Annotated in this window: 13 protein-coding genes; 11 read left to right on the top strand and 2 right to left on the bottom strand. The window is 68.7% G+C overall.

Annotated elements, in window-relative coordinates; genetic code table 11:
• Nucleotides 1-51 precede the first annotated feature (51 nt).
• The 9 genes from ehuA to ehuB all read left to right on the top strand — a co-directional run bounded on the left by ehuA (nucleotide 52) and on the right by ehuB (nucleotide 8,194).
• Entirely contained in the window at nucleotides 52-849 is a 798-nt protein-coding gene (gene ehuA / locus M2351_RS17430) for an ectoine/hydroxyectoine ABC transporter ATP-binding protein EhuA (RefSeq protein ID WP_319801895.1), read from the top strand.
• Nucleotides 850-884: 35 nt separating this feature from the next.
• The gene (gene ehuC, locus M2351_RS17425; RefSeq protein ID WP_264657386.1) at nucleotides 885-1,544 is read left to right on the top strand and encodes an ectoine/hydroxyectoine ABC transporter permease subunit EhuC; all 660 of its coding nucleotides are present in this window, start codon (nucleotides 885-887) and stop codon (nucleotides 1,542-1,544) included.
• Nucleotides 1,545-1,552: 8 nt separating this feature from the next.
• Nucleotides 1,553-2,209 (top strand): ectoine/hydroxyectoine ABC transporter permease subunit EhuD, encoded by a 657-nt coding sequence (gene ehuD, locus M2351_RS17420; RefSeq protein ID WP_264657385.1) that lies wholly within the window; start codon nucleotides 1,553-1,555, stop codon nucleotides 2,207-2,209.
• Nucleotides 2,210-2,219: 10 nt separating this feature from the next.
• Nucleotides 2,220-3,002 (top strand): ectoine utilization protein EutA, encoded by a 783-nt coding sequence (gene eutA, locus M2351_RS17415; RefSeq protein WP_264657384.1) that lies wholly within the window; start codon nucleotides 2,220-2,222, stop codon nucleotides 3,000-3,002.
• Between the two features lie 2 nt (nucleotides 3,003-3,004).
• Complete coding sequence (eutB, locus tag M2351_RS17410; RefSeq protein ID WP_264657383.1) at nucleotides 3,005-4,015, top strand: hydroxyectoine utilization dehydratase EutB; 1,011 nt, start codon at nucleotides 3,005-3,007, stop codon at nucleotides 4,013-4,015.
• Nucleotides 4,003-4,995: an ectoine utilization protein EutC gene (eutC, locus tag M2351_RS17405; RefSeq protein WP_264657382.1), complete on the top strand. Its 993-nt coding sequence runs from the start codon at nucleotides 4,003-4,005 to the stop codon at nucleotides 4,993-4,995. The genes eutB and eutC overlap by 13 nt, the downstream gene beginning before the upstream one ends.
• Nucleotides 4,996-5,036: 41 nt before the next feature.
• Entirely contained in the window at nucleotides 5,037-6,218 is a 1,182-nt protein-coding gene (gene doeA / locus M2351_RS17400; RefSeq protein WP_264657381.1) for an ectoine hydrolase DoeA, read from the top strand.
• 11 nt (nucleotides 6,219-6,229) lie between these two features.
• Nucleotides 6,230-7,237 carry a N(2)-acetyl-L-2,4-diaminobutanoate deacetylase DoeB gene (gene doeB, locus M2351_RS17395; protein WP_264657380.1) on the top strand — a complete coding sequence of 336 codons (1,008 nt, stop codon included), beginning with the start codon at nucleotides 6,230-6,232 and terminating at the stop codon, nucleotides 7,235-7,237.
• A gap of 93 nt (nucleotides 7,238-7,330) precedes the next feature.
• Nucleotides 7,331-8,194 carry an ectoine/hydroxyectoine ABC transporter substrate-binding protein EhuB gene (gene ehuB / locus M2351_RS17390; RefSeq protein ID WP_264657379.1) on the top strand — a complete coding sequence of 288 codons (864 nt, stop codon included), beginning with the start codon at nucleotides 7,331-7,333 and terminating at the stop codon, nucleotides 8,192-8,194.
• A 64-nt stretch (nucleotides 8,195-8,258) separates the two neighbouring features.
• On the opposite strand, the gene M2351_RS17385 is transcribed toward ehuB, so the two are convergent.
• The gene (locus M2351_RS17385; RefSeq protein WP_264657378.1) at nucleotides 8,259-8,807 is read right to left on the bottom strand and encodes a YgjV family protein; all 549 of its coding nucleotides are present in this window, start codon (nucleotides 8,805-8,807) and stop codon (nucleotides 8,259-8,261) included.
• A 291-nt stretch (nucleotides 8,808-9,098) separates the two neighbouring features.
• Between M2351_RS17385 and M2351_RS17380 the strand changes: the two genes are divergently transcribed.
• Nucleotides 9,099-10,694 carry an FAD-dependent oxidoreductase gene (locus tag M2351_RS17380; RefSeq protein ID WP_264657377.1) on the top strand — a complete coding sequence of 532 codons (1,596 nt, stop codon included), beginning with the start codon at nucleotides 9,099-9,101 and terminating at the stop codon, nucleotides 10,692-10,694.
• Between the two features lie 100 nt (nucleotides 10,695-10,794).
• Nucleotides 10,795-11,550, top strand: coding sequence for an HpcH/HpaI aldolase family protein (locus M2351_RS17375; protein WP_264657376.1), 756 nt, complete (start codon nucleotides 10,795-10,797; stop codon nucleotides 11,548-11,550).
• Here the strand turns inward: M2351_RS17375 and M2351_RS17370 are convergent.
• Nucleotides 11,547-12,329 carry an amino acid ABC transporter ATP-binding protein gene (locus M2351_RS17370; RefSeq protein WP_264657375.1) on the bottom strand — a complete coding sequence of 261 codons (783 nt, stop codon included), beginning with the start codon at nucleotides 12,327-12,329 and terminating at the stop codon, nucleotides 11,547-11,549. The genes M2351_RS17375 and M2351_RS17370 overlap by 4 nt on opposite strands.
• Nucleotides 12,330-12,339 lie beyond the last annotated feature (10 nt).

Here is a 12,339-nt window from a genome sequence, read left to right as displayed (position 1 = left end):
CGCATCGTTTGCGCGACATCGCTTGCCGCACCGACGATACGGGAGACCGGCATGACCGAGCCCATCATAGACCCCATCATAAATGTAGATCACGTCACCAAGAGCTACGGCTCCTTCACCGTGCTGAAGGACCTGTGCTTCTCCGTGATGCCTGGGGAGAAGCTGGCGCTGATCGGCCCGTCGGGCTCCGGCAAGACGACGATCCTGCGCACGCTGATGACGCTGGAACGCATCGACAGCGGCTTTGTCCGGGTGGATGGCGACTACCTGTTCCACATGGAGCGCAACGGCCGGGTGGTCCCGGCGGACGAGGCGCACCTGCACCGCATGCGCGCCAAGATCGGCATGGTGTTCCAGCTGTTCAACCTGTTCCCGCACAAGACGGTGCTGGAGAACGTGACGCTGGCCCCCATGCTGACCAAGGGCGTGCGCGCGGCCGAGGCGCAGCGCCGGGCCATGGAGCTGCTGGAAATGGTCGGCATGGCCGGCAAGGCCAATTCCATGCCGGCGGCCCTGTCCGGCGGGCAGAAGCAGCGCGTGGCGATCGCCCGCGCGCTGGCGCTCCAGCCCCGGATCATGTTGTTCGACGAGGTGACCTCCGCCCTCGACCCGGAACTGGTGGAGGAGGTGCTGAACGTCATGCGCATGCTCGGCACGCAGACCGACATGACCATGCTGCTCGTCACCCACGAAATGAGCTTCGCGCACGACTTCGCCGACCGCGTGCTGTTCTTCGACCGTGGCCGCATCGTGGAGGAGGGGCCGCCCGGTGAGATCTTCACCAACCCGCGCCACGAACGCACGCAGACCTTCCTGAAGAAGATCATCGCCGCCGGCCAACGCATCTGACCGTCTCGTTTCCGAAATTTGTGAGAAGGCCGTTCATGGGGGACTGGTCTGGCTACATCGGGCTGATGCTCGACGGCGCGCGGGTCACGGTGGAACTCACCGTGCTCGGCTGTGCGCTGGCCCTGCCCGTGGCCTTCGCCGCCGGGCTGGGACGGCTGTCGCGCTTCTGGGCGGTGCGCGCCCTGGCGCTCGCCTACATCGAGTTCTTCCGCGGCACCTCGATCTTCGTCCAGCTGTTCTGGGCCTATTTCGTGCTGCCGCTGATCGGGTTCGAGCTGACGCCGCTCCAGGCCGGTGTGCTGGCGCTGGGGCTCAACGTCGGCGCCTATGGGGCGGAGGTGGTGCGCTCCGCCGTCCAGTCCATCGGGCGGGAGCAGCACGAGGCCTGCGTCGCGCTGAACCTGACGCGCTGGCAGGGCTTGCGCCACGTCCTGCTGCCGCAGGCCTTCGTTGTGATGATCCCGACCTTCGGCAACAACGCCATCGAGCTTCTGAAGGCGACGTCCGTCGTGTCGCTGATCTCGCTGACCGACCTGACCTTCCAGGCGCAGGTCGTGCGTTCCCAGACGGGAAGCACGGCCATCCCGTTCCTGACGGTGCTGGTCATCTACTTCGCGCTCGCCTCCATGATTTCGTTCGGCATGAAGACCCTTGAGCGCCGCATGACGCGCGGCCTCGACGGCATCCGGCACTGAGGTCCGCCATGGAATGGGATTGGGCGTTCGTACGAGAGATCATGCCGACCCTGCTGGACGGGCTGAAGATCACCGTGCTCGCCACGGTGCTTGGCTCGGTCTTGGCGGCGGTCGTGGGGCTGGCCTTCGCGCTGCTGCGGCGGTCGCCGAACCGGCTGGTGTCGCGCACCACCGCCTTCCTGGTGGAATTCATCCGCGGCACGCCGCTTCTGGTGCAGCTCTATTTCCTCTTCTACGTGCTGCCGGGGGCGGGGATCCTGCTGTCGCCGCTGACCGCGGGGGTGATCGGGCTCGGCGTCCATTACGCCACCTACATGGCGGAGGTCTTCCGCGCCGGCATCGACAACACCCCGCGCGGCCAGTGGGAAGCGGCCAAGGCCTGCAACCTGACCGCCGTCCAGACCTGGCAACACATCATCCTGCCGCAGGCGATCCCGCCGATGATCCCGGCGCTCGCCAACTACTTCGTCGCGATGTTCAAGGAAACGCCGCTGCTGTCGGCCATCACGGTGGTGGAGCTGATGAGCCAGGCGCGGAGCATCGCCAACTTCAACTACCGCTACCTGGAGCCGATGACGCTGGTCGGGGTGCTGTTCCTGGCGATCAGCCTGATCGCCGTGCCGGCCCTGCACCTGCTGGAACGCCGCTTCCGCCGCTACCGGTAACTGGACTTTGATGATGCAGACGATTCCCATCACGCGCGCCGATACGCCCCTGCGCTTCGACGACCGCCCGGTTCCCAAGCGCGTCGGCCTCGTCGTCCTCGCCACCGACCACACCAGCGAGCCGGACTTCCGGCGCATGGTGGCGGGTGAGGCGGTCGGGGTCTACACCGCGCGCATCGCCTACGCCAACCCGACCACGCCGGAGAACCTGCGCCGCATGCAGCCCCGGCTGGAGGAAGGCGCCGCCCTGATCCTGCCCGACGAGGATCTGGACGTGGTCGTCTATTCCTGCACGTCGGCCTCCGTCGTCATGGGGGATGAGGTGGTGGAGCAGGCCATCCGCAACGCCAAGCCCGGCGTGCCGGTTCTGACCCCGCCATCCGCGGCGCGTCTCGGGTTGAAGGCGTTCGGCGCCAAGCGGATCGCGGTGCTGACCCCCTACACGGAGGAAACCGCCCGCCCTATGGCCGCCTATTTCGCCGGCCACGGCCTCGACATCGCGCGCTTCACCTATCTCGGCCTGGACGACGACCGGGTGATGGCGCGTCTGACGCCGGACTCGCTGGTCCAGGCGGCGGTGGAGGCGATGCCGGCGGACGCGGAGGCGCTGTTCGTCTCCTGCACCGCGCTGCGCTCCGCGCTGGTCGCCCGCCGCATCGAGGAGGCCATCGGCCGCCCGGTGGTGACCAGCAACCAAGCGACGGCCTGGGCGGCGCTGCGCCTGTGCGGCGACGACCATCCGCGGCCGGAGTTCGGCCGCCTGATGACCCTCGGTCTGCCGGTGGGAGCCTGACTATGGCTGACCAAAGCATTGGCCTGGAGGACGTCTTCCGCGCGCGGGCGCGGCTGACCGGACGGATCGCGGAAACGCCGACCGTCGCCTCCCCCAGCCTGACGGAACGTTGCGGCGCCCCGGTCTTCCTAAAATTGGACACGCGCCAGACCACCGGCAGCTTCAAATTGCGCGGCGCCACCAACGCCCTGCTGTCCTTGCCGCACTCCGCGCTGGCAACCGGCGTGGCGGCGGCCTCCACCGGCAATCACGGTCGGGCGCTGGCGCATGCCGCCGCCCAGGCCGGGGTGCGCTGCGTGGTCTGCATGTCGGCGCTCGTGCCAGCCAACAAGGTGGAGGGCATCCGCGCGCTGGGGGCGGAGATCCGCATCGTCGGCCGCTCCCAAGACGACGCGCAGGAGGAGGTCGACCGTCTCGTTCGCGAGGAAGGCTTTGCGACCGTCCCGCCCTTCGACGACGCCGGCGTGATCGCCGGTCAGGGCACCCTTGGGCTGGAGATCGTGGAGGCGGTGCCGGACGTCGACCTTGTGCTGGTGCCCCTCTCCGGCGGCGGCCTCATCGGCGGCGTGGCTCTGGCGGTGAAGGCTCTGCGCCCGCAGGCGCGGGTGGTCGGCGTCTCGATGGAGCGCGGTGCGGCCATGCACGCCAGCCTGACCGCCAAAAAGCCGGTGTTGGTGGAGGAGCTGGAAACCCTGGCGGACTCGCTCGGCGGTGGCATCGGGCTTGCCAATCGCCACACTTTCCGCCTCGCCGCCACCCTGCTGGACGGGGTCGTGCTGCTGACCGAGGCGGAAATCGCCGCGGGCATCAAGCACGCCTACCTCCGCGAACAGGAAATCGTCGAGGGCGCCGGGGCGGTGGGCATTGCGGCCCTTCTCGCCGACAAATTGCCAGAGAAAGTCGGGCTGCGCGGGCCGACCGTCGCTTTGCTGTCTGGCCGCAACATCGACATGGACTTGCACCGCCGGATTGTCTGCGGCGATGCCACGGGAGTCACCGCATGCCCCGCATGACCATTCTGACGGAGGCGGAACTGCGCCGCCTCGTCCCGCTCGACCAGGACGCCGTCACCTGCGTGGAAAACGCGTTCCTGGCGCTGGCCACAAAGCCCGTCGCCATGCCGCCGATCCTGCGCCTCGACATCCCGGAGCATCGCGGAGAGGTTGACGTGAAGACCGCCTATGTGCCGGGCCTGGACGGCTTCGCCATCAAGATCAGCCCCGGCTTCTTCGACAACCCGACGCTCGGCCTGCCCAGCGTCAACGGCCTGATGGTGCTGCTCAGCACGCGCACCGGGCTGGTGGAGGCCATGCTGCTCGACAACGGCTACCTGACCGACGTGCGCACCGCCGCCGCCGGGGCGGTCGCCGCCAAGCATCTGTCCCGCCCGGACGCCGCGGTCGCCACCGTCTTCGGGGCCGGCGTGCAGGCCGCCTTGCAGCTGGAGGCGCTGACCCTCGTCCGCCCGATCCGGGAGGCGCGGCTGTGGGCCCGCGACCCGGCCCGTGCCAGCGTGGCGGCGGCCCGCCTGTCCGACCGGCTCGGCATCCCCGTGCGCGCCATGGCCGACGGTCGCGCCGCCGTAGCCGGGGCCGACATCGTCGTCACCACCACGCCCGCCGACGCGCCGATCCTCTTCGCCGACTGGCTGGCGCCCGGCCAGCACGTCACCGCCATGGGCTCCGACGCCGAGCACAAGAACGAGTTGGAACCCGCCGTGCTCGCCCGCGCCGACCTCTACGTCGCCGACAGCCTGCGGCAGGTCGGCCGGCTGGGCGAACTGCACCACGCCATCAAGGCCGGCGCCGTCCCCGCCGACCGCCAATTCCCCGAACTGGGCGCCGTGATCGCCGGACAATCCCCCGGCCGCGCATCGCCCGACCAGATCACCGTCTGCGACCTCACCGGCACCGGGGTCCAGGACACCGCCATCGCCACGCTGGCGCGCGGCCGAGCGCTCGCCGCCAACGCCGGAACCGCCTTCGACGCCTGACGCCCGCTAGGGACCGCGCAGCCTTTTCCGAAAGGACCATCATGCCCGAACCGACCCTGAACTTCAGCCGGGACGAATACGCGGCCCGGCTCGCCAAGACCCGCAAGGCCATGGATAAGGCCGGCGTGGAGGTGCTGATCGTCACCGACCCGTCCAACATGGCCTGGTTGACCGGCTATGACGGCTGGTCCTTCTACGTGCACCAGTGCGTGGTCGTGCCGCCGGATGGGGAGCCGATCTGGTACGGGCGCGGCCAGGACGCCAACGGGGCCAAGCGCACCGCCTACCTCGCCCACGACAACATCATCGGTTACCCGGACCACTACGTCCAATCCACCGAACGCCACCCCATGGACCTGCTGTCGCGCATCCTGGAGGATCGCGGCTGGGGCAAGGCGTCCATCGGCGTGGAGATGGACAATTACTGGTTCACCGCCGCCGCCTTCCGCTCCCTGACCACCCACCTGCCCAACGCGCGCTTCAGCGACGCCACCGCGCTGGTCAACTGGCAGCGCGCGGTGAAGAGCGCGCAGGAGTTGGACTACATGCGCAAGGCCGCGCGCATCGTGGAGGCCATGCACCAGCGCATCGTCGACACCATCAAGCCGGGCATGCGCAAGTGCGACCTCGTCGCCGAGATCTACGACGCCGGTACGCGCGGCGTGGACGGGATCGGCGGCGACTATCCGGCCATCGTGCCGCTGCTGCCCTCGGGCGCCGACGCCTCCGCCCCGCACCTGACCTGGGACGACCGCCCCATGCGCACGGGCGAGGGCACCTTCTTCGAGATCGCCGGCTGCTACAAGCGCTACCATTGCCCGTTGTCGCGCACCGTGTTCCTCGGCACCCCGACGCAGGCCTTCCTCGACGCGGAGAAGGCGACGTTGGAGGGGATGGAGGCCGGCCTTGCCGCCGCGCGCCCGGGCAACACGTGCGAGGACATCGCCAACGCCTTCTTCGCCGTGCTGAAGAAGTACGGCATCACCAAGGACAACCGCACCGGCTACCCGATCGGCCTCAGCTACCCGCCGGACTGGGGCGAGCGCACCATGAGCCTGCGGCCGGGCGACCGCACGGTGCTGGAACCCGGCATGACCTTCCACTTCATGACCGGCCTGTGGCTGGAGGACATGGGGCTGGAGATCACGGAGAGCATCGCGATCACCGACACCGGCGTCGAATGCCTCGCCAACGTGCCGCGCAAGCTGTTCGTGAAATCGTGACGGAGGTGCGAATGCCGCTCGACACGCTGCCGCCGTCTCCTATCGCGCCGACGGTCGATTTCGACCGCGACGGCGTGCAGCACGGCTTCCTGCGCCTGCCCTACAGCCGCGATGATTCCGCCTGGGGATCGGTGATGATCCCGGTCACCGTGGTGCGCAACGGACCAGGGCCGACCGCGTTACTGACCGGCGCCAACCACGGCGACGAGTATGAGGGGGCCGTGGCCCTCTTCGACCTCGCCCGCACGATAAAGGCGGAGCAGGTCACCGGCCGGGTGATCATCGTTCCGGCGATGAACTACCCGGCCTTCCAGGCGGGCACCCGCACCTCGCCCATCGACAAGGGAAACCTGAACCGCAGCTTCCCCGGGCGGCCGGACGGGACGGTGACGCAGAAGATCGCGGACTATTTCAACCGCACCCTGCTGCCCATGGCGGACGTGGTGATGGATCTGCATTCGGGCGGTAGGACGCTGGACTTCGTGCCCTTCGCCGCCGCCCACATCCTGCCCGACAAGGCGCAGGAGGCGCGCTGCTTCGCGGCGGTGGCCGCCTTCTCCGCCCCCTATTCCATGCGCATGCTGGAGATCGACGCGGTCGGCATGTACGACACCGCGGCGGAGGAGCAGGGCAAGCTGTTCGTCACCACGGAACTCGGCGGCGGCGGCACCGGGCGCGCCTCCACCATCGCCATCGCCAAGCGGGGCGTCGCCAACGTGCTGCGCCACGCCGGAATCCTGGCCGGGGCCGTGGAGACGGCGCCGACGCGCTGGCTCGACATGCCGTCCTCCGACTGCTTCCGCTTCGCCGAGGACGCCGGGCTGATCGAGCCCTGCGTTGACCTGGGCGAGCCGGTGCGCAAGGGCGACCTGCTGGCGCGCATCCACCCCATCGGGCGCACGGGGCAGGCGCCGTCCGATTACCGGGCCGGCCTGGACGGCATCCTGGCCGCCCGCCACTTCCCCGGCCTCGTGAAGGCCGGCGACTGCATCGCGGTGGTTGGAACCCTGGAGGATTGAGGCTGTAAGCCAGGGAAGAACAAGAATGACAACGACTGAACAGGAAGGGCCGCGCGGCGGCTGAAAACCAACCTTCACAGAGGGAAGACCGACATGACGCATTCGAAAATGTTCCGGACCCATGTCCTCGGCGCGGCCGCCATCGCCCTTCTGGGTGCATTCGCCGCGTCCCCCGCCAGCGCCGCTGACGACGCGCTCGCCAAGCTGAAGGAGCAGGGATTCGTCCGCATCGGCATCGCCAACGAGCCGCCCTACACCGCGGTGAAGCCGGACGGCACGGTGTCGGGCGCCGCCCCGGACGTCGCCCGCGCCGTGATGGGCAAGCTGGGCGTCGGCGACGTGGTCGGTTCCATCTCCGAATACGGGGCGATGATCCCCGGCCTTCAGGCCCGCCGCTTCGACGTGATCACCGCTGGCCTGTTCATGAAGCCGGAGCGCTGCCGCGCCGTCGCCTACAGCCAGCCGATCCTTTGCGACGCGGAGGCCTTCGCGCTGAAGAAGGGCAACCCGCTGCAACTCTCCTCCTACCAGGACATTGCCAAGAACCCGAAGGCGAAGATCGGCGCGCCGGGTGGCGGCACGGAGGAGAAGCTGGCGCTCGACGCCGGCGTTCCGCGCGACCGGGTCATCGTCGTGCCGGACCCGCAGAGCGGCCTGAAGATGCTCCAGGACGGGCGTATCGACGTCTATTCGCTGCCGGTTCTGTCGATCCACGACCTCGTCACCAAGGCGAACGACCCGAACGTCGAGGTTGTGGCCCCTGTGAAGGGCGCCCCGGTCTATTGCGACGGCGCCGCCTTCCGCAAGCAGGACGCATCGCTGCGCGACGCCTTCGACAAGGTGCTGGCGGAGATGAAGGCGTCCGGCGAGTTCGCCAAGATCGTCGAGCCCTACGGCTTCTCCGCCGACGCCGCCAAGCAGACGACCCGCGACCAGCTCTGCGGCGGTCCGAACTGACCGCTTCCAACAAAGAAAAAGCCGGCGGCCTCGCGGTCGCCGGCTTTTCGGTGCGGGTGGAAGGTCAGGCCGCCGCAGCCAGGGCCGGCGCGCGCAGGTTGTCGCGGCGCCGTTCGCGCAGAAGGGCGCGGATGGTCCACAGGTTGAAGCACAGGTTGACGATGTTGGCGGTGCAGCCGAACGGCGACCCGACCAGCGTGTCGTGGACGATCCAGGCGAGCGAGCCGGCGACGAAGAACAGGCGCAGGCGCAGCACGCTGGTCTGCCAGCGTCCGCAGGCGGCGAGCGTCAGCCCAAGGCCAGACGCCAGGGACGCCGGGCCGTGCCACGTCAGGGCCGTCAGCACCATCATCGCCGGCAACGTGGACCAGTAGAGGACGGTCATCGCCCGGCTGCGGCGCCACAGGCCGATCATCAGCGACTGGCTGAGCGACAGCGAACTCATGCTGGCGCCGCTGACGGCACCGATCAGCATGTAATGGGTGATAAAGGAGGCGGAGCACAGCGCCTGCGTGGCGATGATCGCCTTCTTCGAGCGGAACAGCGCCCAGCTGGCGCCGAAACACACGCCGGCGACGCCGAACAGCATCGCAGCCGAAATTTCCGGGATCATTTTGGGGACGGTCGGGACGGGGCGGGATTGCGTTCCGGAATGTAGGTTACGGCGCTGTTTCGTGCTCATGCGATCTCAGCGCGGCAGGCATGATGCGGTGCAACTTTTCGTATGGAATAAAGATGTTTGGTGTGTCGCCTGGGCACTATCAGCCACACCGGTTACCCATATCGTCCCAGGCAAGCCGTTCCGGCCGCCAGCGCCTTGGCCGTGCCCATCGATTTCCCTTTGCCATTGCACAAGCAGAAAAATAAGCCAAATGTGATTGAGACAGAACTGATAAGCAGTACCATGATCCTGGATGGGGCGGAGCTGCCCGAAGATGCGGTAATTGACACCGAAATTTGCGTTGTTGGTGCCGGCGCTGCCGGCATCACCTTGGGGCGTGCATTCGATACGCTGCCCTTTCGGGTTACGATATTGGAGGCGGGCAGCTATCATTATTCGCGGGCGGGGCAAAAATTTTATGCCGGCTCCACGTCCGGGATGCCCTATCTGCCCCCGTCCACGGCGCGGCTGCGGTACTTCGGCGGGTCGACCAACCGCTGGGCGGGGCTATGCCGGCCGCTCGACCCCATTGATTTCGAGCGGCGCGACTGGATTCCCGGCAGCGGCTGGCCCTTTCCGGAAACGGCGCTGCGGCCCAATTACGCGCGCGCGGCGGAGCTGATCGGGTTGCCCACCGACCGCTTCGACGGGGAATACTGGTCCGGTCTGACCGACCGTCCGCTGCTGCCGCTGTCCCCGCAACGCTTCATCAACGGCGCGACGCAGATCAAGCCGACCCGCTTCGGAACGGCGCACCGCGACGCGATAGCCTCGTCCCGCAATGTCAGCTGCTTCCTCAACAGCAGCGTCGTGGACCTCCGGGTGGGCGACGCGGACGGCGTGGTGCGCGAGGTCGTCGCCGCCAATCCCGCCGGCCGCCGGTTCCGCGTCCGCGCCCGCGTCGTGGTGCTGGCCTGCGGCGGCCTGGAGAACGCCCGTCTGCTGCTCAACGCCGACGGCGTGCGGCCGGCGGGGCTCGGCAACGGCCACGGCAACGTCGGCCGCTACTTTATGGAGCACCGCGTCTCCTGGCCCGGGATCGTCCGGCTTTCCGGGCCGGATCCCAGGCTCTGGTTCTACACGCGCCATGCGGCTGACGGCGCCGCGATGGGCACGATGATGGTGGAAGGCTGCGTGCGGCCGACGCCGGACCTCATGCGGCGGGAGCGCATCCTCAACACCCACTTCGCGCTGGAGCCCTTCAGCAAGGGCCCGACGCGCGGCAGCCGGTCGCTCGGCTTGCTGCGGGACGGGCTGGGGCAGTGGCTGCGCGGCGGCGACATGGTGGCGGACGTCGACTACCACCTCGGCAACGTGCTGCGCGATCTCGACTGGTTGACGGAAAACAAGCTGCGCAAGGTGCTGGGCATCGACAAGTCCTCCACCACCTGGCTGATCAAGGCGGAGGTCGAACAAGCGCCCAACCCGGCCAGCCGCGTGACCCTGGTGCACGACGTGGACGCGCTCGGCCTGCGGCGGATCAACCTGCATTGGCAGATGAGCGCCATCGATGAGCACAGCGTGCGGCGGGGCATCGAGCTGTTCGGGAAGGAGCTGGAACGGCTGGGCGTCGGCACGGCGACGGTGTCCATGCTGACCCGGCCGGACGGCTGGTCGCGCTTCGACCACTGGGGCCATCACCATTGCGGCACCACGCGCATCAGCGAGCGGCCGCAGGACGGCGTCGTCGACCCCGACTGCCGGGTCCACGAGCTGGAAAACCTCTACATCGCCGGCAACTCGGTCTTCCCGACCGAAGGCACGGCGACCCCGACCTTCACCATGATCGCCCTGACCCTGCGTCTCGCCGACCACCTCATCGGCGTGCTGGCGAAGTGATGCGCCGAACGTCCTGGGCGCCACCCCCAAAGCCCGCGTCCGGCGCCCGCCCGGCGGGGTGTATCGTGGCCGCTACCGTCCACACCGCCCGGAGGGGGACATGCGCGGACTGAAGGAAAGGCTGCACGCCGGCACGGAGCTGCTGTCCGGCTTCCTCAACGTCATCCCGTCCCCGGTGGCCACCCAGGCCCTGGCCGCGGCCGGCGCCGATTGGGTGATGATCGACCAGGAGCATGGCCCGGTCGGGCCGGAAAGCCTCCACGCCATGATCGCGGCGACCGCCGGCACGTCTTGCGCGCCGCTGGTCCGCGTCCCGCGCCGCGACGAGGCCTTTGTGAAGCCGGCGCTGGATTCCGGGGCGGAGGGCATCGTCTTCCCGCTGGTCACGACGGCGGAGACGGTGGCCGACTGCGTGGCGCTGACCCGCTACCCGCCGCGAGGGCGGCGCGGCTGGGGACCCTTCGTCGCCCATTCGCGCTGGGGGGTGGACCTGCACGACTATCTTCCCCACCGCGGCGACCGCACGGTGTGCGGCATCCTGATCGAGACGCGCAGCGCCGTGGAGAACATCGCGGAAATCTGCAAGGTCGACGGCGTGGACTTCATGCTGATCGCACCCTTCGACCTGTCGTCCGACCTCGGCGTCCCAGGCCGCTTCGACGCGCCGGAGTTCCGCGAGGCGGTGAGCCAGGCGGAACGGGTCATCCTCGAACACGGCGTCCCGCTTGGCGGCGCCGCCATGACCGAGGAGCAAACCCGCAGCCTCGTCCAGCGCGGCTACCGCTTCTTGGCCCACCACTTCGACGTCGTGATGTTGAAGCAGGCTGCCCGGCAGATGAAAGGGTGGGCCGGCTAGCGCAGCATCTGGTTCAGGAACGCCCGCAGCCTTTCGCTCTCCGGCGCGGCGAAGAAGCGCTCGGCGTCGGCCTGCTCGACGATCTCGCCGTGGTCCAGGAAGACGCAGCGGTCGGCGACGTGGCGCGCGAAGCCCATCTCGTGGGTCACGCACAGCATCGTCATCCCCTGCGCGGCCAATTCCTCCATCACCTGGAGCACTTCCGACACCATCTCCGGGTCGAGCGCGGAGGTCGGCTCGTCGAACAGCATGATCTTAGGGTCCATGCACAGGGCGCGCGCGATGGCGACGCGCTGCTGCTGGCCGCCGGACAGCTGCGCCGGGTATTTGCCCGCTTGGTCGGCGATGCGGACGCGCGCCAGATGGTGCATCGCCCGCTCCGCCGCCTTGGCCGGGGACAGGCCCAGCGCGTGGCGTGGCGCGAAGGTGCAGTTCTCCAGGATGGTCATGTGCGGGAACAGGTTGAAGTGCTGGAACACCATCCCGACCTCGCGCCGCACGTCCTGGACGCCGCGCCCATCGGCGTCGAGGTCCACGCCATTGACGGCAATGGTGCCGCCGTCGTGCCGTTCCAGCCCGTTGATGCAGCGGATCAGGGTGGATTTCCCAGACCCGGACGGGCCGCACAGCACGATCTTCTCGCCGCGTTCCACGGTCAGCGTCACGCCCCGCAGCACCTCCTGCGCGCCGTAGCGCTTGCGCAAGCCCCGGATCTCGATCGCCGCCCGGTGCCGCAGGCGCGCGTCCAGCCCCAGATCCGTCTGAAAAGCCAATCCCATGGCATTCTCC

The organism is Azospirillum canadense, assembly GCF_025961225.1.
Classification (GTDB): Bacteria; Pseudomonadota; Alphaproteobacteria; order Azospirillales; family Azospirillaceae; genus Azospirillum; species Azospirillum canadense.
Note: the sequence above shows the minus strand (reverse complement) of the source record. Positions and strands in the feature narration are given on the sequence as shown.

What these genes read in the sequence shown, in the direction of transcription:
- ehuA (WP_319801895.1), top strand. Translation starts at nt 52, where the DNA reads ATGACCGAGCCCATCATAGACCCCATCATAAATGTAGATCACGTCACC.
- ehuC (WP_264657386.1), top strand. Translation starts at nt 885, where the DNA reads ATGGGGGACTGGTCTGGCTACATCGGGCTGATGCTCGACGGCGCGCGG.
- ehuD (WP_264657385.1), top strand. Translation starts at nt 1,553, where the DNA reads ATGGAATGGGATTGGGCGTTCGTACGAGAGATCATGCCGACCCTGCTG.
- eutA (WP_264657384.1), top strand. Translation starts at nt 2,220, where the DNA reads ATGATGCAGACGATTCCCATCACGCGCGCCGATACGCCCCTGCGCTTC.
- eutB (WP_264657383.1), top strand. Translation starts at nt 3,005, where the DNA reads ATGGCTGACCAAAGCATTGGCCTGGAGGACGTCTTCCGCGCGCGGGCG.
- eutC (WP_264657382.1), top strand. Translation starts at nt 4,003, where the DNA reads ATGCCCCGCATGACCATTCTGACGGAGGCGGAACTGCGCCGCCTCGTC.
- doeA (WP_264657381.1), top strand. Translation starts at nt 5,037, where the DNA reads ATGCCCGAACCGACCCTGAACTTCAGCCGGGACGAATACGCGGCCCGG.
- doeB (WP_264657380.1), top strand. Translation starts at nt 6,230, where the DNA reads ATGCCGCTCGACACGCTGCCGCCGTCTCCTATCGCGCCGACGGTCGAT.
- ehuB (WP_264657379.1), top strand. Translation starts at nt 7,331, where the DNA reads ATGACGCATTCGAAAATGTTCCGGACCCATGTCCTCGGCGCGGCCGCC.
- M2351_RS17385 (WP_264657378.1), bottom strand. Translation starts at nt 8,807, where the DNA reads ATGATCCCGGAAATTTCGGCTGCGATGCTGTTCGGCGTCGCCGGCGTG.
- M2351_RS17380 (WP_264657377.1), top strand. Translation starts at nt 9,099, where the DNA reads ATGATCCTGGATGGGGCGGAGCTGCCCGAAGATGCGGTAATTGACACC.
- M2351_RS17375 (WP_264657376.1), top strand. Translation starts at nt 10,795, where the DNA reads ATGCGCGGACTGAAGGAAAGGCTGCACGCCGGCACGGAGCTGCTGTCC.
- M2351_RS17370 (WP_264657375.1), bottom strand. Translation starts at nt 12,329, where the DNA reads ATGGGATTGGCTTTTCAGACGGATCTGGGGCTGGACGCGCGCCTGCGG.